The sequence below is a fragment of the Marinobacter sp. M1C genome (genome assembly GCF_023314135.1).
In the GTDB taxonomy this organism is placed as follows: domain Bacteria; phylum Pseudomonadota; class Gammaproteobacteria; order Pseudomonadales; family Oleiphilaceae; genus Marinobacter.
On record NZ_CP092289.1, the window covers coordinates 54,942 to 80,268 of the forward strand.

The window sequence follows — 25,327 nt, forward strand, 5'->3', positions numbered from 1 at the left end:
CTCAGCCTCACTTTTGTTAATATTCGCAGCAATTCGCTACGCTTTGGCGTTGTTGCAAATCTAAAAATCCACTTATATTGATATAAATTTTGCCTATATAAGTGAATCATGATTGTTGACCAAGCATGCCGGCATGTCAATTAAAGCGATCCCTTCCAAACCTGCAGTCGCCGAGGACTGACGTGATCTTGCGGTAACCGAGGTTGAGAGGCGGGCGAGGATACTGAGTTCCAGATCAGGCCGTGAATCAAAATTTGTTATCGACGGGCGATGACATCTATCTCGACCAGTGCGTCCACCGCCAGTGCCGTAACACCGATGCAGGTCCGGGAAGGTAATTTCTCTTTTGGAAAATACGATGTGTAAACATCGTTCATAGGATAAAAATCGCGTTTAAATTCGGTCAGAAAAATCCGCACTGAAGCCACGTCTGAGAGGCCCATACTCATGCCCTCAAGCACCAGTATAAGGTTATCCATGACACGGCGTGTCTGCGCCTCGATGCCTTCAGGAAGCGCTGCGTTTGCATCATTAGGGTCGGTTGGCATCTGCCCGGTCAAAAACACCCATCCGTCTACTTCGGTGGCGTGACAAAACGGCCCGACGGGCGTTGGTGCCTTCTCAATCATATGAAATATGGGTGCAGTCATTTTATTTTTATCTCGCAATAGTGGGGCTGTGTACCCAGCCAGAAACGAAAAAGGGCCCACCCGAAGATGTGCCCTAAGTCGTTGAAATCATGGTCGGCGTGGCAGGATTCGAACCTGCGACCCCTTCGTCCCGAACGAAGTGCGCTACCAAGCTGCGCCACACGCCGATCAACGGCGAATATTATACGGATATGCCGTTATTTTACCAGCCTTTTCCGGATAAAAACGCATCGGTAAAGCTGCGCAAATTGTTATAAACGAACATCTGAGCAGGTGCTGGCAGTGGCCGGGTTTGCAGCTCCTGTTCGGTGTCCAGGCCGTTGCCGGTGCGCACCAAAATTGGCTGGCAGCCTGTTCGGGCGGCGGCTTCCAGGTCTTTTCGGCTATCGCCGACCATCACGGTGCCGGTCAGTGTTTTTAACTTGAAGTGGCGCTGAATTTGCTGCAGCAGACCGGGCTCAGGCTTGCGACACGCACAGTGTTCATCGGGGTGGTGGGGGCAGTAGGCAATGAAGTCTATGTGGCCGCCGGCAATTCTTAACAGGCGGCCAAGTTTGCGGTGCATGGCGTCTAGCGCATCGCGGTTGTAGTAGCCGCGGGCAATACCGGACTGGTTGGTGGCAATGGCAATCCGATGCCCTGCGCTGCACAGGCGGGCAATGGCTTTGATGCTGCCCGGAATGGGGTGCCAGTCGTCCGGCGAGCAGATGTACCCGCCTTCGTACTGGTTGATCACCCCGTCCCGGTCCAGAATGATGAGCACAGTGCTATTTCACCTCTATCCTGTTAGCTGGCGCTGGGTAGCAGGGAAATATCCGCTACCCGCAGGAACAGATTGCGCAGTCGGTTCAGCAGTGCCAAACGATTATTACGCACGGCTTCGTCGTCTGCCATCACCATCACTTCGTCGAAGAAGCAGTCCACCGGTTGGTGCAGATCGGCTAGCGAATGCAGAGCAGCTGTGTAGTCACCCTTCTCGAACAGCGGCAGCACGGTGTCGGTCTGCTGGTTAACCTGTTCGGCCAGGGCGTGTTCGGCGGCGTCTTGCAGCAGGCTGGCATCGACTGTGTCGTGCACTGTGCTATCGCTCTGCTTGGCCAGAATGTTGGACACCCGTTTGTTGGCGGCGGCCAGCGCTCCGGCCTCAGGTAGCTGGCGGAAAGCTTCTACCGCTTTTACGCGGCGGTCGAAATCCAGTGGTCGGGTGGGCCGGCGAGCATGAACGGCCAGATACACTTCAGCGCTAATGCCCTGCTCGTCATAATAGGCGCGGAAGCGTTCCAGCATGTAATCCACCACGCTGGTGGCGGGGTTTTCGGCGGGCAGGTCCGTGAACTGTTGCGCAGCCCAGTCGCAGCAGGTTTGCAGGTCTAAAGGCAACTGCCGCTCGATGATAATCCGTAGCACGCCCAAAGCAGCGCGGCGAAGGGCGAACGGGTCACGGGTGCCAGACGGTGGCTGGTTGATGCCAAACAGGCCGACCAGTGAGTCAAGCCGGTCGGCGATGGCCACGGCACAACCGGTCAGGGTGATGGGCAGGTTGTCTTTGGCAAAGCGCGGCATGTACTGCTCGTTCAGAGCGCTGGCCACGTCGGCGTGTTCGCCGTCATTGGTGGCGTAGTACTGGCCCATGATGCCTTGCAGATCGGTAAATTCCAGCACCATTTCGGTGACCAGATCGGTTTTCGCCAGCATGGCGGCACGTTCGGCCAGTGCCGGGTCGCTGCCAATGGCTTGGGCAATCTTGCCGGCCAAAGCGGCGACTCGCACAGATTTGTCGTAAACGCTGCCCAGTTTATCCTGGAATACGATGGGCTTGAGCCGGTCAATACGCTGGTCCAGGCGCTTTTTGCGGTCGGTTTCGTAGAAAAATGCTGCGTCGGACAGGCGCGGGCGAATCACCTTTTCGTTACCGGCAATCACCTGTGACGGGTCCTTGCTTTCCAGGTTGGCGACGGTGATGAAGAATGGCTGCATCTGGCCGTTGTCATCCACCAGATGAAAGTACTTCTGGTGTTCTTTCATGGAGGAAATAAGCGCTTCAGCAGGCACTTTCAGGAAGCGCTCTTCAAAGCGCCCCATCAGCGGCACCGGCCATTCGTTCAGACCGGTCACTTCGTCCAGCAGGGCTTCATCAATCACGGCAACGCAGTTCTGTTGCTGTGCCAGGGCGTTCACGCCCTTGCGAATCTGCTCCCGACGCTGGGCAAAATCAGCCAGCACGTAGCCTTCCTGACGCAGTACTACTTCGTAGTCGGCCGGGGTAGGGATGATCAACGATTTCGGGCAGTGGAAGCGGTGGCCACGGGTTTTGTTGCCGGGCTTCAGGCCCATGATCGGGTGATCAATCACCGTGCTGCCATACAGCATAACCAGCCAGTGTACCGGGCGCACAAACTCGGTGCGGTGGGCACCCCAGCGCATGCGCTTGGGAATCGGCAGCGCGGCCAGTGACTGTTCGATCAACTCTGGCATCAGCTCGGCGGTGGTCCTGCCCTGCTCTACAGTGCGGAACACCAGCCAGGCGCCTTTGTCGGTTTCCAGGGTGTCGAGCTCGTCGGGGGTAACGCCCAGCGAGGTGGCAAAACCGGTCAGTGCGCGGGTCGGGTTGCCGGCGTCGTCAAACGCGGCTTTTACGGCTGGGCCGCGCTTTTCCACCGGCTTGTCGGGTTGGGCGTGGGCCAGGTCGCGAATACGCAGGGCCAGGCGCCTTGGTGCGGCGAAAGGTTCTACCGCGCCAAATTCAATGCCGGCGGCTTGCAGGCCACTGACAATGCCTTGGGTGAACGCGTCAGACAGCGGCTTCAGGGCTTTTGGCGGCAGTTCTTCGGTGCCCAGTTCAACGAGAAAATCCTGTGTTGCCATCATCATGCCTTACCTTTTTCCTGCTGTGCCTGCTTCGCGTTTTTCGGCTTTTTACCTTTGCCGTCGGCTTTGCTGTCTGACTTGCCTTCTACCTTACCTGCGGCTTTCGCGTCGGCGGCTTCGGCCGCGGCCAATACTTCCGCACGAATGCTGTCGCTGGCCAGTGGGAAGCCGATCTTGCGGCGACTGTCGAAGTACGACTGAGCCACGGCCCGTGCCAGGGTGCGTACCCGCAGGATGTAACGCTGACGCTCGGTTACGGAAATAGCGTGGCGGGCGTCCAGCAGATTAAAGGTGTGGGAGGCTTTCAGTACTTGCTCGTAAGCAGGCAGCGGCAAGCCGGCTTCAATAAGCTTGGCACTTTCGCGCTCGTACACGTCAAAGCTGTAGAACAGGAATTCGGTGTCGGCGTATTCGAAGTTGTAGGTGGACATTTCCACCTCTTGCTGCAGGAACACGTCGCCGTAGGTCACAACGCCGTTGGGGCCTTCAGTCCACACCAGGTCGTACACGCTGTCTACGCCTTGCAGGTACATAGCAATGCGTTCAAGGCCGTAGGTCAGCTCACCAGTGACCGGGTAGCATTCCAGGCCGCCAACCTGCTGAAAGTAGGTAAATTGGGTAACTTCCATCCCGTTCAGCCAGATTTCCCAGCCTAGACCCCAGGCGCCCAGGGTGGGCGATTCCCAGTTGTCTTCCACAAAGCGGATGTCGTGAACCAGTGGGTCCAGCCCTAGTGCTCTCAACGAATCCAGGTAGAATTCCTGCAGGTTGTCTGGTGACGGCTTCAACACCACTTGAAACTGATAATAGTGCTGCAGACGGTTGGGGTTTTCGCCGTAGCGGCCATCGGTAGGTCGGCGGCTAGGTTGCACATAGGCGGCGTTCCAGCTTTCCGGGCCTATGGCGCGCAAGAACGTGGCGGGGTGAAAGGTGCCAGCGCCCACTTCCATATCCAGCGGCTGCAGAATAACGCAACCGTGCTTTGCCCAGAATGTCTGTAGCTCCAGGATCAGCCCTTGAAAGGTTTTGATGTGTGGCCTAGGGGTGTTCGTTGCCTTGTCTGTCACGACGGTTGCCTGCTGTTCGGTCTGTGTGTGGTGCCCCGGCGCCCTGTTCTGCTGATGGGCACGCTGAAAACGGGGGCATTATACGCTGGTCACGCCAGCATTTCTAAAGGCAGATCAGAAAAAGGTCAGCCCTACCTGGAACAGTTTTTCCACTTCGTTGATTCGCGACTTGTCTACCAGGAACAGGATAACGTGATCGTCTGGCTGCACGCGCAAGTGGTCGTGGGCGATCAGCACCTCGTTGTGGCGCACAATCGCTCCGATAGTCGTGCCCTGAGGCAGGTTGATTTCGTCCAGTCGCCGGCCCACCACTTTTGATGAGCGGTGGTCGCCGTGGGCAATGGCTTCAATGGCTTCGGCAGCGCCGCGGCGCAGCGAATGCACGTTCACCACGTCGCCGCGGCGAACGTGGGTGAGCAGGCTGCCGATGGTGGTTTGCTGGGGCGATATGGCAACGTCTATTTCGCCGCCCTGAATCAGATCCACATAATCCGGGTTGTTGATCAGGGTGAGTACTTTGCGAGCGCCCAGGCGTTTGGCCAACAAGGAAGCCATGATGTTGGCTTCATCGTCATTGGTGACGGCGCAGAACACGTCGGTGTTCTCGATGTTTTCTTCCAGCAGTATGTCTTTGTCGGCGGCGTTGCCTTCCAGTACCACGGTTTTGCGCAGGTTTTCCGACAGCATGATGCAGCGCTCGTGGTTGCGCTCCAGCAATTTTACCTGATAACGGCTTTCCAGGGTTTGCGCCAGGCGCTGGCCGATGTTGCCGCCACCGCAGATGAAAATGCGCTTGTAGGGTTTTTCCAGCGGTTGCAGTTCGCTCATCACCGAGCGGATGTGGTTGGCGTCGGCAATGAAGAACACTTCGTCGCCGTCTTCAATCACCGTATCGCCCTTGGGCATGATGGCGCGGTCTTTGCGGAAGATAGCGGCTACCCGGGTTTCAATGCGCGGCATGTGGGTGCGCAGGTAACCCAGTTCCTGGCCCACCAGCGGCCCGCCTTTGATGGCGCGAATAGCCACCAGCCTGGTGCGGCCTTTGGAGAACTCCAGCACCTGCAGGGCGCCGGGATTTTCAATAAGCCGGGTAATGTGGCGGGTAACCAGCTGTTCCGGGCTGATCAATACGTCAATCGGGAAGCCGTTGGAGTTTTCATTGTCTTTGCCGGAAAACAGTTCCTGATAGGCAAGATAGGAGGCGGCTCGTACCCGACAGATTTTTGTCGGTGTCTTGAACATGATGCTGGCAATCTGGCAGGCCACCATGTTGGTTTCATCGCTGTTGGTGACCGCGATCAACATGTCGGCGTCTTCGGCGTTGGCCTGCTTCAGTACTGACGGATACGAGGCCCTGCCCTGCACCGTGCGGATGTCGAGTCGGTCCTGCAATTCGCGCAGGCGCGCGCCATCGCTGTCTATTATGGTGATGTCATTGGCTTCGTTGGCGAGGTTTTCCGCCAGTGAAGCACCGACTTGTCCGGCCCCAAGAATCAGAATGTTCATTGTGCAGGTTTCTCCAGAACGGCGTAGAAAAAGCCATCGTGCCCGTCGTTCAGTGGCAGTAATTGGCGCCCGGCGGGCATGGAGCGGCCCCACAGAGCCTCAATCGTAATCAGTTCAGCGTCGGTCTGCTGTTTGCAGAAACGCTGCACAATGCGGTGGTTTTCCTGTGAAAATACCGAGCAGGTGGCGTATACAAGGCGCCCGCCCGGTTGCAGTATGCGCCACATGGCAGCCAACAGGCCCAGCTGGATTTGCGCCAACGGAACTACGTCGGATTCCCGCCGTAGTAATTTTATGTCTGGGTGGCGGCGAATCACGCCGCTGGCGCTGCAGGGTACGTCCAGCAATATGCGGTCAAACGGCTGGCCGTCCCACCATTGATCAATATCGGCAGCGTCGGCTTGCAGCAGGCTGGCGTGCAGATCCAGTCGGTCGAGATTTTCTTGCACTCGCGGCAAGCGCTGCGCGGACTCGTCAACAGCGACGACTTCGGCTGCCTGGGGGCAGCTTTCCAGTATGGCGCAGGTTTTGCCACCGGGGGCGGCGCAGGCGTCCAGAATGCGCTGGCCCGGGGCCAGGTCCAGCAGGGTAGTGCACAGCTGGGCAGCTTCGTCTTGCACGCTGACGGCGCCTTCGGCGAACCACGGCAGGGTGTCCACCGGTACCGGCCGTGCCAATTGAATGCCGTGTGGCGCAAAGCGCGTGGCGCTGGCGTTAATGCCGGCGTCTAGCAGCAGTTGCAGATATTCGTCGCGGCTGAAACGCAGCGCATTTACCCGCAGTGTCATTGGCGCCTGGGTGTTGTTGGCATCAACAATGGCCTGCCAGTCATCGGGCCAGTTGTGGCGCAGTTTTTCGATCATCCAGCCGGGGTGGCTGTAACGGCTTGTATCTTTGGCAGTCGCCGGGGCCCCTTCACGTTCGGCGCTGCGCAGTACGCCGTTCACCAGGCCGGTCAGGTGGGGTTTGTCCATGGCGCGGCAGGCTTCTACGGTCTCGTTCAGCACCGCATAAGTGGCCTGCTGGCTGAAACGCAGCTGGAACAGCGCTACCAGCATCAGGTGGTGCACCACCCGGTCGTGGCTTTTCAAGGGCTTCTTCATGCGCCCCTGAAGCTCGTCATCAAGCCGGTGAAACCAGCGGCAGGTGCCGTAACACAAAGCCTGAAGCTGCGGCCGCAGATTCAGTGGCAGGCGCAGCAGCGAAGGCGGTAAGCACTGCGACAACGACTGGCCCTGCTCTACCGACAGCAGAACCTCGGCAGCAATGGCACGTATAGGGGCGTGTGATTGCATGTTATTGCAGCTCCTGGCCGGGCAGTAGAATCTGTTTGCCACCGTTTATCAGGTCGTTCACGCTTTGCGCCCGGGCGCCGGGCAACTGCACCTGGCTGATTCTTAAAATACCACCCTCGCCACAAGCAATATCAATCCCTTCGCGCTGGCGAGCCAGCACGGTACCGGGGTTGGTTTTGTCGCCGCTCCGTTCCTGTTTATGTTCCTGGGCCAGGTGCAAGCGAATGCGTTGGTCGCCCAGATCGGTAAAGGTGCCAGGCCAGGGATTAAACGCGCGAATGAGCCGTTCAATGCTCAGGGCATTGCCGTGCCAGTCAATCTGGCCTTCCTGCTTCGCCAGTTTGTGGGCGTAACAGGCTTGTTCGTTCTGTTGTGCTTGCGGCTGCAGCGTGCCCTGCTCCAGCGATTGCAGCGCGGTTACAATGGCCTCGCCGCCCAGTTCCGCCAGCCGGTCGTGTAGGCTGCCGCCGGTGTCTTCACGCTGAATGGGTGTAGACACTTTCAACAGCATAGCGCCTGTGTCCAGGCCTTCATCCATCTGCATGATAGTAATGCCGCTTTCATCGTCGCCTGCTGCGATAGCACGCTGAATGGGCGCCGCGCCGCGCCAGCGCGGTAGCAACGATGCGTGAATATTCAAGCAGCCGTGAACCGGTATCGACAGCACAGAAGCGGGCAAAATCAAGCCGTAGGCGGCAACAATTATCACGTCTGGCTTTAAGTCGGCCAGCTGCTGGCGGGCGCCTTCCATTTTGAAGTTGTCGGGTTGAAAAACCGCGATGCCGGCATTCAGCGCCGCCTGTTTCACCGGCCCCGGGAGCAGTTTTCGGCCACGGCCTGCTGGCCGGTCTGGCTGGCTATACACGCCCACCACGCTGTATTTGGCGGCAAGTAGGGCTTTCAGGGCAGTGGCGGCGAAATCAGGGGTTCCGGCAAAAACAATACGCACAGTGTTTGGCTCTCTGTTGGACTTTTCGTCGAATTCTTAGTCGGATTCTCTGATCCATTCAATACGAAAAGACCGGGCACAAAGGCCCGGTCATCAGTTTTATGGCTGTTGTGGCACCAAGACCACCTTGGTAAATGCTGGCTCAGGCACTCGTTTTAAGCGCTCTCTAAGCACTCTTCTTCTGCAACTTTTCCAGCTTCTTGCGGATGCGTGTACGCTTTAGCGAACTCAAGTAATCCACAAACAATTTGCCGTTCAGGTGATCCATCTCGTGCTGGATGCACACCGCCAACAGCCCGCGGGCTTCTATTTCAAAAGCTTCGCCATTGCGATCCAGAGCTTTAATGAAGCAATGTTCAATGCGCTCAACATCTTCATAAAATCCTGGTACCGACAGGCAGCCTTCCTGCATGGCTTCCAGATCGCCGTCGAGTATCTCAATTTTAGGGTTGATGAAGACCCTGGGTTCGCTGTTGTCCTCCGACAGATCCATCACGATGATCTGCTGGTGCACGTTTACCTGGCTGGCCGCTAGGCCGATGCCGGGCGCATCGTACATGGTCTCGAACATGTCGTCGATTAGGGTTCGAATCTCGTCAGTTACGGTGATAACCGGCTTGGCGAGGGTTCGCAGACGTGGGTCCGGGTATTCAAGAATGTCTAAAATCATAGTGCGTTACTTTTGTAAATGCCTGCTTTGGACAGTGAATGCCAACATTCGTTCGCGTACAAAGGATGTCTGAAATGCGACCTTGTACTGCGCTTTTCAACCCCGAGGTGTTTATGATGCGGGACATACTTACCCGGCCGGGGCATTTGCGTGTTGGCTCTATGACCGTATTATCTAACAATTTGGCGATTGAGTACAAACTGATCAGTCAATTGAGAAAAACTATGGAAGATGCCTGTACGGGTGGGCAAACGTTAAAAGACCCCGGCGGTGAGCAGATAACACTGCAATTAACCGAGCTTCTTCTATAGTAACGGGAATAACAACAGATTAAGCTGAAAATAGCGGGCGAAAGCCAGCCGGACTTCGGGCGCCAGCCGACCGAATTTAAGCATCAAGGCACGGGATCAAGGACTTAAACGATGAGGAAACTGCTGTACGCTCTGGCCGCTACAACGCTGCTGTTTACCGCTTGGGCCCAAGCAGCACCGGAGCTGCGGTCGGATCATCCCGAACGTTATACCGTTGTTAAGGGCGATACCCTGTGGGATATTTCCGCCCGCTTTTTGAACAACCCCTGGTACTGGCCAGAAATCTGGCAGGTAAACCCCCAGGTAGCCAACCCTCATTTAATTTATCCCGGTGACCGCTTGGCGTTGGTGTACATTGATGGCCAGCCAAAAATCATGAAAATGGCCAACGGTGACGGTGTGATCAAACTGTCTCCGCAAGTGCGCTCCGAAGCCATTGATACGCCGATCCCGGCCATACCGCTGGACGCCATTGCCAGCTTTTTAACCGATACCCGCATTGTGACCCCGGAACAGATAGCGGCTGCGCCTTACGTGCTGGAAGGTGAGGACAGCCGAATTGTTACCGGCGCTGGCGATCGCGTTTACGCTCGCGGCCAGAAGCCTGCGAACACGGTGGGCGTTTTTCGCCGTGGTAAGGAATTTGTCGATCCGAAAACCGGTGAATTTCTGGGTCTTGAAGCCCGCAGTATTGGCACCGCCAAGGTTACTGCCACCAACGGTGATGTGTTGACGCTGCTGCTGAGCCAGTCCAACGAGGAAATTCGCATTGGTGACCGTTTGCTGGTGAATGCCAGCCGGCCCCTTTCTACCAGCTTTGTGCCCACCGCGCCGGCGAAACTCGTAAGCGGGCAGATGATGGCGGTAGATGGTGGCGTTAACCAGATTGGCCAGTACGATGTTGTTGCTATCAATCTGGGCCTGCGGGAAGGCATAGAGCCGGGCAACGTTATGGCCGTGCTGCAAAGCGGCAATCTGGTGCGCGATCCGGTCACTGGGGAAACCATTGAGCTGCCGTCTGAACGCGCCGGTCTGCTGATGGTGTTCCAAGCTTACGAAAAAATGAGCTACGGTCTTATGCTGCAAGCCAGCCGGCCGCTGGCGGTGGGTGATCAGGTAACCAACCCTTGATAACTCGATAAAAACCCGAGCCGGGCATGGAATGCCCGGCTTTTTTCTGCGCGCAAGGAAGATGCCCGTGCCCCAGGTACCCCTGTTTTCGTTCGATACGCCGCCCGGCACCGACCTGACTGACTCCGCTGTTGACCAGATATGTGATGACAGCCCGGAGCGGGCCCGGCAATGGCTGTTTCTGAGCCAACTGCCGGGTTTTGGCCTAAGAGTGCGGCGCCGGTTAGCGGCGCACGTTCCGCAACTGCCCGATCTGCTGAATATGGACAGCGCCAGCCATAAAGCTATGGGCCTGCCAGCAGAGGCTTGTGAAGCCCTTGCTGCCTGGCGCCGTGATGATCCTGCACACCCGGCACTGGTGGCCTTACGAGTTATAGAAAACGCCTGTGAGCGGAATGGTATTGGCCTTGTGCACTGGCAGTCGTCGGCCTATCCGTTACCGCTGCGCCACATTCATAACCCGCCTTTATTATTGTACATTCGTGGCGACACCAGCCTGCTCGGCCGTGACCAACTGGCGATTATTGGCAGCCGCCACGCCACTCGTGCCGGGCTGGACCACGCCCGGGGCTTTGCTGCAGCGCTTGGCGAGTGCAATCTGTTGGTTAGCAGCGGCCTGGCGCTGGGTATCGATGGTGCTGCCCACGCCGGTGCGCTGGACGCCGGCCATCCTACCTTGGCGGTGATTGGCAGCGGGCTTGATAAAATCTATCCGCGCCAACATCAGCGTCTGGGGGAGCGGGTGATTGCCAATGGTCTGCTGGTGTCCGAGTACCCGCCGGGCACCCAGGCCCGCCCCGCACATTTCCCCCAGCGTAATCGCATCATCAGCGGCTTGAGCCGGGGTGTTCTGGTGGTAGAGGCAGGTTTCAAGAGCGGCTCACTGATTACCGCCCGGCTGGCTTTAGAGCAGGGCCGCGACGTGTTCGCCATACCGGGGTCGGTACACAGCCCGGTAGCCCGTGGTTGTCACCAGCTGATTCGGCAGGGCGCTACGCTGGTAGAAAGCGTGGCCGACATTCTGCAGGAACTGGGGGGCTGGTGGAGTGAGCCGACCACACCGGGGGCAAATACAAACAGCGTCCAAAATGCTGTCACCGAGGGCCTGGACAGCCGTGAAATCGCCGTGCTGGAGGCTTTAGGGTATGATTCGCAATCAACCGATGTACTGGGTTCGCGTACCGGTCTGAGCGCTGATCAACTGATGCAGTCCCTGCTTTTATTAGAACTTCAGGGCTTAGCCACAGCGGCGCCCGGCGGATATGTCCGTATTGCCTGAACCCGGTGCCAACAGTGATTTATTCAGGCTCGACTCCCCTATGGCAACAGACCACCCGCTGACCGACTGGCAATTACACTGCGCTCGCCGCACTCTGCACCAAGGCGGTGTGCTCGCCTATCCAACGGAAGCCGTTTGGGGTCTCGGCTGTGACCCTTGGGATCAGGTTGCGGTGCAACGCATTCTGGATCTGAAACAGCGCCCCGTGCGCAAAGGCATGATTCTGGTGGCGGCTTCTGTCGAACAGATTGCTTTTTTGCTGGACCCTCTAGCGCAAGACCTTCAGCAGCGAGCGCGACAGCATTGGCCTGGTCCCGTTACCTGCCTGTTACCCGATGTGCACCAGCAGGTGCCCGAATGGGTACGCGGCGAGCACAGCTCCATTGCGGTAAGAGTGAGTGCGCATCCGGTGGTAAAAGCCCTATGCAACGCTGTAGGCAGCCCGCTGGTTTCCACCTCGTGCAACCCCGCGGGCCGCGCCCCGGCCCGTTCACCCTGGCAGGTTCAAGGCTATTTTCACGGCCAGCTGGACTGGATGGTGCCCGGTGCGCTGGGTGGAAATCGCCAACCCAGCCGTATAATTGATATCGTTACCGGCCAGCAGCTACGTTAGGAGAAAACATGCCACAGCAACCAGACCCGCAGGCGGTTAAACACTATTTGTTACAGCTGCAAGACACCATTTGCCAGCGCTTGGCTGCGGCCGACGCTGGCGGTGAATTTATTCACGACGCCTGGGATCGCCCGGAAGGCGGTGGCGGTATCAGCCGGGTGATCGGCGGCGGCAAGGTGTTTGAAAAAGGCGGTGTGAACTTTTCCCACGTGATGGGCAATACCATGCCACCTTCGGCGACGGCCCACCGCCCTCACCTGGCAGGCGCGCCTTGGCAGGCGATGGGTGTGTCACTGGTGATGCATCCCCATAACCCCCACGTGCCGACCTCCCACGCCAACGTGCGTTTTTTTATCGCTACGCCGGAAAACGCCGAACCGGTGTACTGGTTTGGCGGCGGCTATGATTTAACCCCCTATTACGGCGTTAACGAAGACTGCGAGCACTGGCACCGCACCGCTGCGAACGCCTGTGCGCCCTTTGGCGATGACGTGTACCCGCGTTACAAGCATTGGTGCGACGAGTACTTTTTTCTGAAACACCGCAACGAGCCCCGCGGCGTAGGCGGGCTGTTTTTTGACGATTACAATACCGGTGACTTCGCCCGCGATTTCGAATTTATGCGCGCCATCGGCGACAGTTACCTTGACGCTTATGAACCCATTGTACAGGCCCGCAAAAATCAGTCCTACAGCGACGCTCAGCGTCAGTTTCAGCTCTATCGCCGTGGCCGCTACGTCGAGTTCAACCTGGTGTACGACCGCGGCACCCTGTTCGGGTTGCAGTCCGGCGGCCGCACCGAATCCATTCTGATGTCGCTGCCGCCTCTGGTACGCTGGGATTATAACCAGACGCCGGTACCCGGCAGTGAAGAAGCGCGCCTGCTGGAGCACTTTCTGACCGGCCGTGACTGGCTCACAGCTTCTTGAAGGGGCAACGATGAAAAATGATCTGTATGCGGTGATTGGCCACCCCATTAGCCATAGTAAGTCGCCGCGGATTCACAGCCTGTTTGCCAGCCAGACTGGCGAAGCGCTTGAGTACACGGCGATTCAGGCGCCGCTAGATGGTTTTGAAAACACCGTAATCGAGTTCTTTGCACGGGGCGGCAAAGGCCTGAACGTGACTGTACCGTTTAAGGAAGCGGCCTGGCAGATGGCTGGCCGACACAGCGCCCGCGCGCTCACGGCCGGCGCGGCCAACACTCTATACCAGGACAACGGCGTGTTGGTGGCCGACAACACCGACGGCGCAGGCTTGGTACAAGACTTGCTGTACAATCACCAAATAGCATTAAAGGGCGCCCGTGTTTTGATATTGGGTGCTGGTGGCGCGGTACGCGGTGTTCTAGCGCCGCTGTTACTTGAACAGCCGCACACGCTGGTGATTGCTAACCGTACGCCGGCCAAAGCGCAGAACTTGGTCACGCTGTTTGCTGATGCTGCCGGTATTACCCTGTTGGATTGCAAAGCGTTCGACAGTATTGCCGGCGATTTTGATGTCATCATCAACGGCACCAGCGCTAGCCTGCAGGGCGATTTACCGCCGTTGTCTGTAGAGCTGATCGGCGCTGGTACGGTGATTTACGACATGATGTATGCGGCCACAAATACCACGTTTAACCAGTGGGCTCTGGATAACGGAGCAAAGCGCGTGTATGACGGCCTGGGCATGCTGGTAGAGCAAGCGGCCGAGGCATTTGAAGTATGGCGCGGGGTGCGGCCGCAAACTGCTCCGGTTATTGCCAGCCTGCGCACCCCTACCTCAGGCTAAACCAGGCGCAAATCAAGCGAAGCAACTGATCAACACGAAGGTTAACGCATGGACATACTAACACTGGTAGGACTGATTGCCGGAGTGCTGGTAGTTGTATTGGCCATGCTGGCTAACGCCTCCCTGCTCACCTTTCTTAACCTGCCCGGGTTGGCTATTGTGCTGGGCGGTACCTTTGCGGTAACGCTGATAAAGTTCCGCCTGAGTTCGGTGATGGGCGCTATTCGTCTTGCGTCACGCGCCGCCTTTATGGACCGTGTGGAGCGCCCCGACGAGCTGATTCGCGAAGTGGGTGCGTTGGCGATGGTGGTGCGTAAAGAAGGCATTTTGGGCCTTGAAAACCACCCGACCAGCAACGTGTTTCTGCAAAAAGCCATCAATCTGTGTGTTGATGGCCACTCGCCAGAACTGGTGGAAGAAGCCTTGCACCACGAAATCCAGCAAAGTTCTGAACGTTATGAGGTTGCGGAAAGAGTGTTCCGTGGCATCGGCGAATCGGCTCCGGCCATAGGCATGCTTGGTACCCTGGTAGGTTTGGTGCAAATGCTCAATACCCTTGATGACCCTTCCTCTATTGGCCCGGCCATGGCAATTGCCTTGCTAACCACTCTTTACGGCGCTTTTATTGCCCAGCTGATCGCCTTGCCGCTGGCGGATAAATTGCAGTTAAAAGCCGAAGACGAAATGCGCAACCAACTTCTGATTACCACGTCAATTCAAAAAATTCTGCAGGGTGAAAATCCGCGGGTAATGACGGAGTTGCTATCGTCGTTCCTGAGCCCCGAGCAGCGCGTTAGTCTGAAACGCGAGCAGGGGGCCTGAGCCTTGGCCCGCCCGGCTCTTGCAACCCTATCCAAGCGTAAAAAAGCAGGCGCCGCCGGTGCGCCCGCGTGGATTGTGACTTTTGCCGACCTTGCCACTTTGCTGCTGACGTTTTTCATATTGTTATTGTCGTTCGCCGAAATGGATATTGAAAAATACAAAGCGATGGCCGGCTCGTTGTCGGTTGCGTTCGGTTCAGGCAACCTGATCGCGGACGGTGGTGGCAGCTTACCGATCAAAATTTCTAACGAGAACAGCAGCTTGGATTCAGACAAACAGTTGCAGGCTGAGCCTGAATTGATCGACGAGCGCGTGACCAACGACCGCGTTACTCCGGTGTCTGACGGCGTCATTACTTTGGCTAGCAGTTTGATTCAGGAACTGGAAAACGAAGTGGCTAGCGGCGCCTTGAGCATCAACTACGACCAGCGCCAGGTGACTATACGTTTCTCTGACGACGCCACATTCCTGTCGGGCGACGCCACCATCAAGAAGGATATGTTGCCCATTATCGAGCGGGTAGTGGACGTGTTGAAAAATTGCCGTGGCGATGTGGTGGTGGCCGGCTATACAGACGACAGGCCCATCGCCAGCAGCCGTTACCGTTCCAACTGGGATCTTTCAGCGGCGCGGGCGGTGTCGGTGGTACATGAGTTGGTTCTGAACCGTGATGTGCCGGCCGATCGGGTGATGGCCGCCGGCCGTGCTGAAACCAACCCGCTGGTGCCCAACAACAGCCCGGAAAACCGTGCCGTGAACCGGCGAGTGGAAATTGCTGTCCGCGATCCGGTGTGCAACGCCGACATCCTCACGGAACAACTTCCAGCGGAAATTGTTCCGTGAGGGCGAGAGCGGGCATCGGCACTTTGCGCTTCAATTCCTACACATTTCTATTTTCAGGCGCTTCTATTTTTATCAGTACGGGTAATCCCCAACTTCAGCCAGATACTCGTTTTTGAGCTTTACATAATTGCTGGCGGTGTACGCAAAAAAGCTGCGTTCTTTATCGGTTAACGCCCTTGCCTGCTTACACGGCGAACCTACATAAAGATAACCGGATTCCAAACGCTTGCCTGGGGGTACCAGGCAGCCCGCTCCGATAATCACCTCGTCTTCCACCACCGCACCGTCCATGATGATACAGCCCATGCCCACCAGCACTCGGCTGCCCACGGTACAGCCATGCAGCAGTGCCTTGTGGCCGATGGTAACGTCGTCACCAATAATCAGCGGCCAACCGCCGGGGTTGAAATCACTGGCGTGAGTGATGTGCAGCACAGAGCCGTCTTGAACACTGCAGCGCGCGCCAATGCGGATTTTGTGCATGTCGCCACGCACAACCGTCATCGGCCAAATCGAACAATCTTCGCTGGTAATCACATCGCCAATCACGAGTGCGCTGGGGTCTACCCAGGTGCGTTCGCCAAATTGTGGCGTGCTACCCTTGTGAGAACGTACATTCACCATTACATAGTCCTTTAGGTGTCTTTTTTTCTGGGATACTCCCCGCATTATCGGAGTCACCTGAAATTACTCGACATTTGAACCGCTGAGAAGGGGAACCATGAATAATCCACTACTGACCAATGATCTGCTGCCGAAATTTGAACACGTGCGCACTGAGCATATGGGAGAAGCAATCGACCAAATTATCAGTGAAAATCACATGAAAATTAACAGCCTGGCGCAGAATGAAGAACCCGACTGGGACACTCTGGTGCAGCCCATGCAGTCGCTTGAGAATAAATTGAGCAACGCTTGGTCGGTCATCTCACACCTGAACGCGGTGATGAACAATGACGACCTGCGCAAAGTGTACAAAAACTGCCTGGAAAAGCTCACCGAATACAGCACCGAGCTGAGCCAGAATGCGGTTTTGTGCGAGGCCTACAAAAAGCTGGCCGCCCGCGATGATTTCAGCAAACTCAGCGAAGCCCAGCAAAAAGCAGTGAAAAACACCTTGCGGGACTTTCACTTGGGCGGCGTTGATCTGCCCGATGATCAGAAAAAGCGCTACGCCGATCTAACCCGCGAGCTTTCGGAGCTGTCCAACAGCTTCAGCGACAACGTTCTGGACGCCACCCAGCATTGGTTCAAGCAAATCACCGATAAAAGCGAGCTGGCCGGCGTGCCAAACAGTGCGCTGGAAGGCGCCCAAGCGGCGGCCAAGCAAAAAGATCTGGATGGTTATGTCATCACTCTGGATTTTCCCAGCTTCCACCCGATAATGACTTACTGCGACAACCGTGAACTGCGCCGTGAAGTGTATGAAGCCTTTGTTACCCGCGCTTCCGATATGGGGCCAGACGCAGGCACTTGGGACAACACCCCGGTAATGGCAGAAATACTCAAACGCCGCCACGCCCTGGCACAATTACTGGGCTTTAATAACTTTGCCGAGCGCTCTCTTGTCACAAAAATGGCCCGTGATACTGACGAGGTGTTGGGCTTTTTGACGGAGCTGGCGAACAAAGCCAAGCCGGTGGCCGAGCAGGAATTCGCCGAACTCAAGGCTTTTGCAAAAGATGAGCATGGTTTAAACGACTTACAGGCCTGGGACATAGGCTACTACAGCGAAAAATTGCGCCAGCAGCGCTACGATATTTCCCCGGAAGCCCTGCGCCCCTGGTTTCCGGTGGATAACGTGGTGCCTGGTTTGTTCCGCGTGACAGAAAAGCTGTTCGATATCCAGATTGAAGCCAAGCCAGAGGTAGAAACCTGGCACGAAGACGCCACCGCCTACTGCATCAGCCGTAACGGCGAGCCCATTGCCTGGTTCTATCTAGATCTGTTTGCCCGCCAAGGCAAGCGTGGCGGCGCCTGGATGGCGGATTGCCGGGTACGCTGGCGCAACCTGCGCGGCACCCTGCAGCTGCCGGTGGCTTTCCTGACCTGCAACTTCACCCCACCGGTGAACGGCAAGCCGTCGTTGCTGACTCACGATGAAGTCACCACCCTGTTCCACGAATTCGGCCACGGCCTGCATCACATGTTGACCCAGGTGGAGGTAATGGACGTATCGGGTATTAATGGTGTGGCGTGGGACGCGGTCGAACTGCCGAGTCAGTTCCTCGAAAACTGGTGCTGGAACCCGGAATCGCTGGCGTTGATTGCTGCCCACCACGAAACCGGTGAGCCGTTGCCGCAGGATATGTTGGAAAAGCTGTTAGCCGCGAAGAACTTCCAGTCGGGCATGGGGTTGGTGCGTCAGCTTGAATTTTCGCTGTTTGATTTCCGTCTGCACGCCGAGTTCGTCGACACCGCGCCAACGAATCCGCTGGATGTGCACCGTCAGGTGCGCGATGAAATAGCGGTTATTGAGTCGCCGGCGTTCAATCGCTTCCCCAATTCGTTTTCCCACATCTTCGCCGGTGGCTACGCAGCTGGTTATTACAGCTACAAATGGGCCGAAGTGCTGGCCGCGGACGCGTTTTCGTTGTTCGAGCAAAACGGCATTTTTGATCCGCAAACCGGCAAGTCGTTCTTGCAAAATATTCTGGAGAAAGGTGGTTCACAAGAACCCATGGAGTTGTTCAAGGCCTTCCGCGGCCGCGAACCCGAGGTAGACGCACTGTTGCAGCAAACCGGCATCAGCCCGCAAGTCGCCTGACTCCATTTGCCATAGGCAACCCGCCCCGCCGGCCAAGGCCGGCAGGGGACATCTAACATGGAGTTATCCAATGCCAAGCCCGAAACGTTTCATCGCCGGAGCCGTTTGCCCCCGCTGTGCGGAGATGGACAAAATCACCATGTACACCGACGACGCCGGTGAGCAAATCCGCGAATGCGTGGTTTGCGGTTTCACCGATGGCACGTCTGACATAGAAGCTCCGGCTGCCCCGGAACTGCAAACCCGCGTGAACAAGCGCAAAAACGAAGACGACCATACGGTTAAGCAGGTGGTGTTTTTCAAAGGTGGGGATTAGGTGACTAAGCACACGCTTACGGAGCCTGATACTGCGTGGAGGGTCGAGGGTGCGGGGTGTCTTTTCTTCTGGGAAAAACAACTCGCTGCGCTCAGACATATTTTTCCCGACAGAAAAGATACCCCACACCCTTCCCATTGGACTGTAGAGATAGGCTGACAAATAACACAGCCAGTTTTTTTGCAAAGGGACGGATTTCAAATCCGTCCCTAGGTTCCCCAAGTTCAAAGGGACAGATTTTAAATCTGTCCCTAATCTTTCAAACTTTAAAGAACCATCGCGGCAACCCACCCAAAACCAAGCAACGGCAAGTTGAAGTGCAAGAACGTGGGCACCACTGAATCCCAGATGTGATTGTGCTGGCCGTCGGCATTCAGGCCGGCGGTGGGCCCCAGTGTCGAGTCAGAAGCTGGCGAACCCGCGTCACCCAAGGCACCGGCAGTGCCAACCAGAGCTATGATCGCCATAGAGCTGAAACCCATTTCCAGCGCCATCGGCACATACAGCGCCGCAATGATGGGAATGGTGGAGAAGGACGAACCAATACCGAGGGTAATCATCAATCCCACTAATAGCATCAACAGGGCCGCGAGGGCTTTGTTGGCGCCGATGATGTCGACCGAGCTTTGTACCAGGGTGGTAATTTCGCCGGTTTCGCGCATGACTTCGGCAAAGCCGGAGGCGGCGATCATGATAAAACCGATCATCGCCAGCATTTTCATGCCTTCGGTGAACAGGTCGTCAGCTTCTTTCCACTTCACCACGCCGGACAGGTTGAACAGCAGAAAACCTGCCAAGGCGCCCAGAATCATGGAGCCTAGCCACAACTGCACCACAAAAGTGACCACGATGGCGGCTAACGCCATCACCAGTGTCATGGGTTTGTAGGTGGTGGTGACTTTTTCGGTGCGAGTTATGGCGTTCAGGTTGTAGTTGCGTTCGCCGCGATAGGTAATAAAAATAGCCACCAGCAGGCCGCAGAGCATACCCAGGGCAGGTAAAGCCATGGCTTTCATGACGCTCAGACCTTCGACATCGCCACCATTGGCGCTGATTTTGGCCATCAGGATTTCGTTCAGATAAATACCGCCAAAACCTACGGGTATGAACATGTACGGGGTAATCAGGCCGAAGGTAAGTGCGCAGGCCACCATGCGGCGGTCCATTTTTAGCTTGGCCATGACATACAGCAGGGGCGGAACCACCAGCGGAATAAACGCAATGTGAATTGGCAGGATGTTCTGGGACGACAGCGCAATGGCCACCAGAATGGCGATGATCATGAAGCGCACGCTGTTCACTGCAGCGCTGCTACCTTCGCTTTGCCCGACTTTGGCGAGAATTTTTTCCGCCAGTAAGTTGGCCAGGCCGGATTTGCCGATGGCTACCGCGAAGGCGCCCAGAACGGCGTACGACAGCGCCACTTTGGCGCCCCCGCCCAGGCCATTGTTAAAGGCATCAATGGTGTCATTTAGAGACATTCCTGCGATCAGTCCGCCGGAAACAGCGCCTACAATCAGGGCAACAACAACGTGAATGCGGGCCAAGCTTAATACAAGCATGATCAGCACCGCAGCAACAACGGCATTCATGGCAAACTCCGGGTACGCGTAATGGGCTATCAGGCCTTCTTGCGAAAGCTGAGATTATAAAAACGCGGTAATGTGCAGTAATTTGCCAGCTTAGTCAAAGGGCTTGTGTAACGTTTAGGGCTGGTCGATACGAGCAAAACGCGGAAGCTGCTCCCCTGCAACGTTTACAGTTTCGCGGAACATGCTGAGTGGGCGAACCCAAAGGCTGTAATCGCCGTAGAGGCAGCGGTAGACCACCAGTTTTTCCTCGGTCTCGCTGTGACGGGCAATGCCGATCACTTCGTAATCTTTGCCCTTGTAGTGCCGATAGCGGCCCGGAAGGATATCTATTTTTTTTTCAGTCATGCGGATGTCGTGCCTCGTTTTCGTTGCACTTGTCTTTGTAGTCCTTTTTGTGACTTTTTTTCACTGCGGGCTTTCAAAGGTTCCGGATATCCGGGTACATCGGTAGCAGTTTTTTAATCAGCCGGTTCTGCGCCGCTGTTGGCACATCGTTTTCTTCCATAGCGAGAATAAGGTTCTCTGCCAGGGCATTAAACTGGGTGTTTGTAATGCCCATGGCCGCGTGGGATTCACGCATCTCGCGCCCAGAATACTGGCATGGGCCGCCGCTGAGCTCACACAACTGGTCTGTCAGGTTGCGATGAAACTGCGCAACGTTTATGCCTTTGAACTGATGACTAATTCGCGTGTCATCCACGATGAGATACAGCAGATCTTCCACCACATCTGCAATGCCTGCGCGCTCGCCTAACTGAAGATAGAGGCTGTTGTCGGGTTCGCGTTGAAAGCTTTGGCAGCCCGTTAGAACAAGGCTGGCCAGAACAACAAGAGCGGCGAAGTGGGTCTTCATTGTGCCTAAGCGCATGATCAGAAACTCCCCTGCAGAGATAAATAAACACCCTGCTGGTTTTTTAGGGTTGCGACATCACCCAGATTAACGAACGCTGCCGTCACGGCCAGTCTACGGTCCGGTACCCAGGCAATAAACAGGTCCCACCAGTCGTCTTCGCGGGCAAAGCTCAGATTATCCGGCTTCTGACGGTACTCGGCGCCCAGCAGCCATTGCCGGTTAATAAAGACGCCGGCGCCGGCTTCGGCCATAAACTCATAGCTATTATTGAGGTCGCCGCCGAAACCCAGCAGTCCGCCCTGGTTGGCACGGGTTCCACGCACGGTGGCGTTTACCAGCAGGTTGCGGCCAAACACGGCGGCAAAAAACAGTTTCGAACCGGCAAAATAGACGTCGGTGCCGCTGTCGTCCCGTGCACCGATGGCTTCCGGTACCGTGAAATCGCGCTGCCGCTTATGTTGTACGCCTGCAGACCACTGGCCCCAAGGACTATAGAGAGCGTCTCCCGTCAGCCGTACTTTCACTCCAAAAATATCCTGATTGAGTTCATTCTGTTTCAGGCTGCTTAGATCCAGGGTCTGCCGAGCGAATGTAACTTCAATCCGATTGTTCCAGTTCAAACCGGCACCAACAACCGCGAGCGTGTAGTCATCCACCTCGGCGCGACTTACGGCCACAGTTCCACCCCATTCTTCATCACTAGCGTAGCTTCCAAGCAAAGCCCAAGGCACTAACCCGCCGCCGGCGCTGCCTTCTATAGTAGTGACGCCACCGGTTGCCCAAAGGCGGCTGCCAACATCCGCAAAGGCCAGGGGTGTTGCAAGAATCCCCAGCGTCAGCAAAGGCGCCCAGACTGCAGCGCCCAGTGTGTTGGAAAAACGAGTCATGGTGAATGCTCCGGCGTTGTTTTGCTCAGTTCCTGCTGGCGCTCTGCAAGGGTCGCAACCGTCTGCGCAAGGTCACCTGCAGAAACCGGGCGGCTTAAATAGAAACCTTGGCCGATGTCGCAACCCCAGGCCTGAAGTAATTTCCAGGTTTCCAGATTTTCGATACCTTCGGCAACTACCTTCAGCCCAAGCCCGTGGGCCATATCAATGGTGGATTTTACAATCAGTTGGTCCTGAGGCTCGGAATTCAGCCTGAGCACAAAGGACTTGTCTATTTTCAGTTCTTGAACGGGTAGCTTGCGCAGCTGTGATAGCGAGGAATAGCCGGTGCCAAAGTCGTCAATGGAAAGAGTTACGCCTAGGTTACGCAGGCGGTTCAGTGTCGCCATGGCTTCTTCCGGGTCCTCCATCAACGCGCCCTCTGTTACTTCCAGAGTGATGCGCTCCATGTTGTGGTGCCAGTCGCTAAAAATTCGGGCTACGCGATCGGTCAGCGCGGGCCAGGTCAGGTCCAATGCCGAAAGGTTGATTGCTACGCCGACATCCAGGCCCGCGTCGAACCAGGCGCGGGCGTCGTTGGCCACCCTCTGCAGGATATGATCCGTTAGATCATTGATCTGCCCCGACTGCTCTGCAAGAAAGATGAATTCTTCCGGTGATATAAAGCCCAACTCCGGGTGTATCCAGCGCACCAGAGCCTCCACTTGCAGTAGCTGCCCGGTGCCGTTGTCCAGCTTGGGTTGGTAGTTCATGTGCAGGCCATTGTTGCGAACAGCACTGTGCAGGTCAGAAACCAGTTTCAGCTCACGTAGATGGTCTTCATCCCGCCCACGCTCGTACCGTGTGACCGCAACGCCCTGCCGGAAGGCGTGTTCGAAGGTCAGGTTTACGCGCCTTCTCAGCTCGCTGGTATTGCTGGCGTCTGCGGGCAATTGCATGGTTATCAGATGAGTGCGCAGGGAAAACGGGGTATTTTCAATATTCCGCGGCGCTTCTACGGTGTCATGCAGAGCTTGCGCTCGCAGATCCAGCGCTTCCGGGCCGAGCTGTGGAATCAATGTCAGGAACTCTCCGCCCCCCGTGCGAGCAATTATGCCGGCATCGGGAAGTTCATCACGCAGCCGTTGTGAGAGGCCAAGCAGGACTTTGTCGCCGAATGCCAAACCGAGCGTATCGTTGATGTCCGATAGGTCGCTCACGCGCAGGCCGATCAGGCTGCAGGGTTTACCGACGTCAAAGCTATCTTTGGCCGATTGCATCAAAGCGTTGCGGTTGCCTAGCCCGGTGACTTCGTCATGGGTTGCGGCATGGCGGATTTCCCCTTCGCGCCGGATAAGCCGGGCCAAAGTGTCACGAAGCGTATCCCTGAGCTGCCTCAGCTCGCCGCCAGTGCGGATATCAGGAGCCGGAGGGTTGTCTCCGTGGCCCACTGCCCGGGCATAATCGGCAAGTTGTAATACTGGCCGGCCGAGATGCCTGGCGGTAAGGAGTGCCAGTAATATCGCCAGTGCCATGATGACAGTGACCAGCAGGGCTATTTCCAAGGCTCGGCTGTAGTAGTTTTGCCGGCTCGCTTCCCGGCTGGTCAGAAGAACCGCTTCGAATGAAATTTGCCCGAAACCTCCCAAATCCAGTATGCGGGTGAAGTAGCGATCGCTTTTGATAAAGTTCTGGTTACTCTCAGATCTGTTCAGTGCGGGGTCTTCGGTACTGTCGATATCGGAGGACGTAGCAAAGTTGATGAAACCGCCAGGGCCGTTCGGGCTCGCTCGGAAAATAACCGAACTGCCACTTAGCCGGGTGATGATGTTTGCCAGTTCCTGATCCAGTTCGAAACCGGCAACCAGCCATGCTCTTAATCCAGGCGCTTCTATGGGAATGACTAGCATCTCATAGCCACGCTGATCAATAGTCAGCAGTGAACGGGCAACACCGCTTTTACGCGCCGTAGCCAGCTGCATTTCGTTGATGTCGGGCGCCTTTTGGGTCAGCGTAGAGGCCAGTAGCTGCCCTTGGCTGTTCAGCAGCAACGCAAAATCCGCGTCTACGCGCCCGCTGTGGTTTTCAAGGGCGCTGTTTAGAGTTGCCGGATCGCCGCTGGCAATGGCAGAGCGAAAACCAAAGTCACGGACGACGACATTCAGACGGGAAAGCTCAAGATCAGTGCGGCGTTCAAGCACCTCGGTGGTAAGGCGCTCGGCGATCGTGAGCTGTTCCAGGGCGCGGCGATTTTCGTCTTCAAACAGGTACACCATCATCAGCGCACCGATCAGCAGGCTTACCAGAGCAACCAGCGCAACCATGGCCGTAACCAGGCGACCGCGAAATCCTATGCGGCTAGTCAGCCCGCCCATCAAAGGTTCTGAAATCGCTTTTGAAGATTATTCATCGGGCCTTCGAGGCTTGGCTCGGGCGTAAGCTCAATGCTGACGGTTTCGATACCGGCGCTTGTCAGGCTGGCGGCCGTAATTTCCCGAATCACCGGCTTGGTATTGTCTGGCAGGCGTGGGTGCCAGATATTCAGGTTTAGCGAGCCGGGTATCTGAGCGTCGCCGAAGTCCAGCGCGATCGTTACCTCGCCCTGCTCATTGGTTTGGCCTATTGAACGGGTGTTAGCCACGACAATAAAAGCCTGCATATAGTCGTGAATATTACAGCCAAGCTCTACAATTCCGGGCTGGTCAAACAACACCGGCGCTTCGGGCCTATTAGCATAGAGCTCAAGATTGAAGGTTTTTGCCGGCGAAAAAGAATAGACGTGATGCTGGGTGTTGTCTTGATTGGGGAAGTCCACGCTAGAGCCTACAGGCAGAATCAACACGTGGGGATGAAACATTCGGTCTTTCTGAGACACTGCTGACCGCACAGGAGATGGCTTGCTGCCGTCATTCATATACACCACAGCGCCAGCGACCGGACCAGTGCCGTCAGCAAGCTGAACCCCGACCGTCAACTCATCTGCCAGTAAAGAAGCCGGCAGAAGGCAACAGGCTAGCAGCAAAACGGTTTGATTTTTCATTTTGGCTATGAACCTTCCGGTTGGGCAAAATCTTTCGATGGAGCAGAACCTGCCAGGCGGGGTCAGGCGGGGTCAGGTACGGCCAGGTTCGCCCATGAACTTGTATACCCGCAGAT

The 25,327-nt window shown here is 56.4% G+C and carries 25 protein-coding genes and 1 tRNA gene; 10 read left to right on the top strand and 16 right to left on the bottom strand.

Going from position 1 to position 25,327, the window contains the following annotated elements; translation table 11 throughout:
* Window positions 1-257: 257 nt before the first annotated feature.
* The 9 genes from MIH19_RS00190 to def all read right to left on the bottom strand — a co-directional run bounded on the left by MIH19_RS00190 (window position 258) and on the right by def (window position 9,005).
* Window positions 258-650, bottom strand: coding sequence for a RidA family protein (locus MIH19_RS00190; protein WP_249006989.1), 393 nt, complete (start codon window positions 648-650; stop codon window positions 258-260).
* Between the two features lie 90 nt (window positions 651-740).
* Window positions 741-817: transfer RNA gene (locus MIH19_RS00195), tRNA-Pro, on the bottom strand.
* A gap of 35 nt (window positions 818-852) precedes the next feature.
* A complete protein-coding gene (gmhB, locus tag MIH19_RS00200) occupies window positions 853-1,413 on the bottom strand; it encodes a D-glycero-beta-D-manno-heptose 1,7-bisphosphate 7-phosphatase (protein WP_249006990.1) in 561 nt (186 codons plus the stop codon).
* Between the two features lie 23 nt (window positions 1,414-1,436).
* The gene (gene glyS / locus MIH19_RS00205; protein WP_249009071.1) at window positions 1,437-3,515 is read right to left on the bottom strand and encodes a glycine--tRNA ligase subunit beta; all 2,079 of its coding nucleotides are present in this window, start codon (window positions 3,513-3,515) and stop codon (window positions 1,437-1,439) included.
* A 2-nt stretch (window positions 3,516-3,517) separates the two neighbouring features.
* Window positions 3,518-4,585 (bottom strand): glycine--tRNA ligase subunit alpha, encoded by a 1,068-nt coding sequence (gene glyQ, locus MIH19_RS00210; protein ID WP_249006991.1) that lies wholly within the window; start codon window positions 4,583-4,585, stop codon window positions 3,518-3,520.
* A 114-nt stretch (window positions 4,586-4,699) separates the two neighbouring features.
* Window positions 4,700-6,091 (bottom strand): Trk system potassium transporter TrkA, encoded by a 1,392-nt coding sequence (gene trkA / locus MIH19_RS00215; protein ID WP_249006992.1) that lies wholly within the window; start codon window positions 6,089-6,091, stop codon window positions 4,700-4,702.
* Window positions 6,088-7,386, bottom strand: a complete 1,299-nt coding sequence (rsmB, locus tag MIH19_RS00220) for a 16S rRNA (cytosine(967)-C(5))-methyltransferase RsmB (RefSeq protein WP_249006993.1) — start codon at window positions 7,384-7,386, stop codon at window positions 6,088-6,090. The genes trkA and rsmB overlap by 4 nt, the downstream gene beginning before the upstream one ends.
* 1 nt (window position 7,387) lies before the next feature.
* On the bottom strand, window positions 7,388-8,335 hold the full coding sequence (gene fmt / locus MIH19_RS00225; protein ID WP_249006994.1) for a methionyl-tRNA formyltransferase: 948 nt from the start codon (window positions 8,333-8,335) through the stop codon (window positions 7,388-7,390).
* A 166-nt stretch (window positions 8,336-8,501) separates the two neighbouring features.
* Window positions 8,502-9,005, bottom strand: coding sequence for a peptide deformylase (gene def, locus MIH19_RS00230; protein WP_249006995.1), 504 nt, complete (start codon window positions 9,003-9,005; stop codon window positions 8,502-8,504).
* 74 nt (window positions 9,006-9,079) lie between these two features.
* On the opposite strand from def, the gene MIH19_RS00235 reads away from it, so the two are divergent.
* From MIH19_RS00235 to MIH19_RS00270, 8 genes are all read left to right on the top strand, one after another.
* A complete protein-coding gene (locus tag MIH19_RS00235) occupies window positions 9,080-9,316 on the top strand; it encodes a hypothetical protein (protein WP_249006996.1) in 237 nt (78 codons plus the stop codon).
* Window positions 9,317-9,427: 111 nt separating this feature from the next.
* Window positions 9,428-10,447, top strand: a complete 1,020-nt coding sequence (locus MIH19_RS00240; RefSeq protein ID WP_249006997.1) for a LysM domain-containing protein — start codon at window positions 9,428-9,430, stop codon at window positions 10,445-10,447.
* 67 nt (window positions 10,448-10,514) lie between these two features.
* Window positions 10,515-11,726, top strand: a complete 1,212-nt coding sequence (gene dprA, locus MIH19_RS00245; protein WP_249006998.1) for a DNA-processing protein DprA — start codon at window positions 10,515-10,517, stop codon at window positions 11,724-11,726.
* Window positions 11,727-11,766: 40 nt separating this feature from the next.
* Window positions 11,767-12,339, top strand: a complete 573-nt coding sequence (locus MIH19_RS00250) for an L-threonylcarbamoyladenylate synthase (protein WP_249009072.1) — start codon at window positions 11,767-11,769, stop codon at window positions 12,337-12,339.
* 8 nt (window positions 12,340-12,347) lie between these two features.
* Window positions 12,348-13,268: an oxygen-dependent coproporphyrinogen oxidase gene (gene hemF / locus MIH19_RS00255; protein ID WP_249006999.1), complete on the top strand. Its 921-nt coding sequence runs from the start codon at window positions 12,348-12,350 to the stop codon at window positions 13,266-13,268.
* Between the two features lie 10 nt (window positions 13,269-13,278).
* Entirely contained in the window at window positions 13,279-14,112 is an 834-nt protein-coding gene (gene aroE / locus MIH19_RS00260; protein WP_249007000.1) for a shikimate dehydrogenase, read from the top strand.
* Between the two features lie 48 nt (window positions 14,113-14,160).
* On the top strand, window positions 14,161-14,934 hold the full coding sequence (locus MIH19_RS00265; protein WP_249007001.1) for a MotA/TolQ/ExbB proton channel family protein: 774 nt from the start codon (window positions 14,161-14,163) through the stop codon (window positions 14,932-14,934).
* 3 nt (window positions 14,935-14,937) lie between these two features.
* On the top strand, window positions 14,938-15,777 hold the full coding sequence (locus MIH19_RS00270; protein WP_249007002.1) for a flagellar motor protein MotB: 840 nt from the start codon (window positions 14,938-14,940) through the stop codon (window positions 15,775-15,777).
* 72 nt (window positions 15,778-15,849) lie between these two features.
* On the opposite strand, the gene MIH19_RS00275 is transcribed toward MIH19_RS00270, so the two are convergent.
* Window positions 15,850-16,401, bottom strand: coding sequence for a gamma carbonic anhydrase family protein (locus MIH19_RS00275; protein WP_249007003.1), 552 nt, complete (start codon window positions 16,399-16,401; stop codon window positions 15,850-15,852).
* 97 nt (window positions 16,402-16,498) lie between these two features.
* Here MIH19_RS00275 and prlC point away from each other — a divergent pair, with 97 nt between their 5' ends.
* Entirely contained in the window at window positions 16,499-18,544 is a 2,046-nt protein-coding gene (gene prlC, locus MIH19_RS00280) for an oligopeptidase A (protein WP_249007004.1), read from the top strand.
* A gap of 70 nt (window positions 18,545-18,614) precedes the next feature.
* Window positions 18,615-18,860 carry a YheV family putative zinc ribbon protein gene (locus tag MIH19_RS00285; protein ID WP_249007005.1) on the top strand — a complete coding sequence of 82 codons (246 nt, stop codon included), beginning with the start codon at window positions 18,615-18,617 and terminating at the stop codon, window positions 18,858-18,860.
* A gap of 266 nt (window positions 18,861-19,126) precedes the next feature.
* Here MIH19_RS00285 and MIH19_RS00290 read toward each other — a convergent pair whose 3' ends face one another.
* The 6 genes from MIH19_RS00290 to MIH19_RS00315 form a co-directional block, all read right to left on the bottom strand.
* The gene (locus MIH19_RS00290) at window positions 19,127-20,452 is read right to left on the bottom strand and encodes a Na+/H+ antiporter family protein (RefSeq protein ID WP_249007006.1); all 1,326 of its coding nucleotides are present in this window, start codon (window positions 20,450-20,452) and stop codon (window positions 19,127-19,129) included.
* Between the two features lie 114 nt (window positions 20,453-20,566).
* On the bottom strand, window positions 20,567-20,797 hold the full coding sequence (locus MIH19_RS00295; RefSeq protein ID WP_249007007.1) for a DUF1653 domain-containing protein: 231 nt from the start codon (window positions 20,795-20,797) through the stop codon (window positions 20,567-20,569).
* Between the two features lie 73 nt (window positions 20,798-20,870).
* Entirely contained in the window at window positions 20,871-21,320 is a 450-nt protein-coding gene (locus MIH19_RS00300; protein ID WP_249007008.1) for a group 1 truncated hemoglobin, read from the bottom strand.
* 2 nt (window positions 21,321-21,322) lie between these two features.
* Window positions 21,323-22,192 (bottom strand): DUF3034 family protein, encoded by an 870-nt coding sequence (locus tag MIH19_RS00305; RefSeq protein ID WP_249007009.1) that lies wholly within the window; start codon window positions 22,190-22,192, stop codon window positions 21,323-21,325.
* Window positions 22,189-24,546 carry an EAL domain-containing protein gene (locus MIH19_RS00310; protein WP_249007010.1) on the bottom strand — a complete coding sequence of 786 codons (2,358 nt, stop codon included), beginning with the start codon at window positions 24,544-24,546 and terminating at the stop codon, window positions 22,189-22,191. Before MIH19_RS00310 ends, MIH19_RS00305 begins: the two co-directional genes overlap by 4 nt.
* Window positions 24,546-25,211, bottom strand: coding sequence for a methylamine utilization protein (locus tag MIH19_RS00315; RefSeq protein WP_249007011.1), 666 nt, complete (start codon window positions 25,209-25,211; stop codon window positions 24,546-24,548). The genes MIH19_RS00310 and MIH19_RS00315 overlap by 1 nt, the downstream gene beginning before the upstream one ends.
* Between the last annotated feature and the right edge of the window lie 116 nt (window positions 25,212-25,327).

Bases quoted from the DNA above. Each gene is read 5' to 3' on its own strand.
- MIH19_RS00190 (WP_249006989.1), bottom strand. From the start codon at position 650: ATGACTGCACCCATATTTCATATGATTGAGAAGGCACCAACGCCCGTC.
- glyS (WP_249009071.1), bottom strand. From the start codon at position 3,515: ATGGCAACACAGGATTTTCTCGTTGAACTGGGCACCGAAGAACTGCCG.
- trkA (WP_249006992.1), bottom strand. From the start codon at position 6,091: ATGAACATTCTGATTCTTGGGGCCGGACAAGTCGGTGCTTCACTGGCG.
- rsmB (WP_249006993.1), bottom strand. From the start codon at position 7,386: ATGCAATCACACGCCCCTATACGTGCCATTGCTGCCGAGGTTCTGCTG.
- def (WP_249006995.1), bottom strand. From the start codon at position 9,005: ATGATTTTAGACATTCTTGAATACCCGGACCCACGTCTGCGAACCCTC.
- MIH19_RS00235 (WP_249006996.1), top strand. From the start codon at position 9,080: ATGCGACCTTGTACTGCGCTTTTCAACCCCGAGGTGTTTATGATGCGG.
- MIH19_RS00240 (WP_249006997.1), top strand. From the start codon at position 9,428: ATGAGGAAACTGCTGTACGCTCTGGCCGCTACAACGCTGCTGTTTACC.
- MIH19_RS00250 (WP_249009072.1), top strand. From the start codon at position 11,767: ATGGCAACAGACCACCCGCTGACCGACTGGCAATTACACTGCGCTCGC.
- hemF (WP_249006999.1), top strand. From the start codon at position 12,348: ATGCCACAGCAACCAGACCCGCAGGCGGTTAAACACTATTTGTTACAG.
- aroE (WP_249007000.1), top strand. From the start codon at position 13,279: ATGAAAAATGATCTGTATGCGGTGATTGGCCACCCCATTAGCCATAGT.
- MIH19_RS00265 (WP_249007001.1), top strand. From the start codon at position 14,161: ATGGACATACTAACACTGGTAGGACTGATTGCCGGAGTGCTGGTAGTT.
- MIH19_RS00275 (WP_249007003.1), bottom strand. From the start codon at position 16,401: ATGGTGAATGTACGTTCTCACAAGGGTAGCACGCCACAATTTGGCGAA.
- prlC (WP_249007004.1), top strand. From the start codon at position 16,499: ATGAATAATCCACTACTGACCAATGATCTGCTGCCGAAATTTGAACAC.
- MIH19_RS00285 (WP_249007005.1), top strand. From the start codon at position 18,615: ATGCCAAGCCCGAAACGTTTCATCGCCGGAGCCGTTTGCCCCCGCTGT.
- MIH19_RS00290 (WP_249007006.1), bottom strand. From the start codon at position 20,452: ATGAATGCCGTTGTTGCTGCGGTGCTGATCATGCTTGTATTAAGCTTG.
- MIH19_RS00295 (WP_249007007.1), bottom strand. From the start codon at position 20,797: ATGACTGAAAAAAAAATAGATATCCTTCCGGGCCGCTATCGGCACTAC.
- MIH19_RS00300 (WP_249007008.1), bottom strand. From the start codon at position 21,320: ATGCGCTTAGGCACAATGAAGACCCACTTCGCCGCTCTTGTTGTTCTG.
- MIH19_RS00305 (WP_249007009.1), bottom strand. From the start codon at position 22,192: ATGACTCGTTTTTCCAACACACTGGGCGCTGCAGTCTGGGCGCCTTTG.
- MIH19_RS00310 (WP_249007010.1), bottom strand. From the start codon at position 24,546: ATGGGCGGGCTGACTAGCCGCATAGGATTTCGCGGTCGCCTGGTTACG.
- MIH19_RS00315 (WP_249007011.1), bottom strand. From the start codon at position 25,211: ATGAAAAATCAAACCGTTTTGCTGCTAGCCTGTTGCCTTCTGCCGGCT.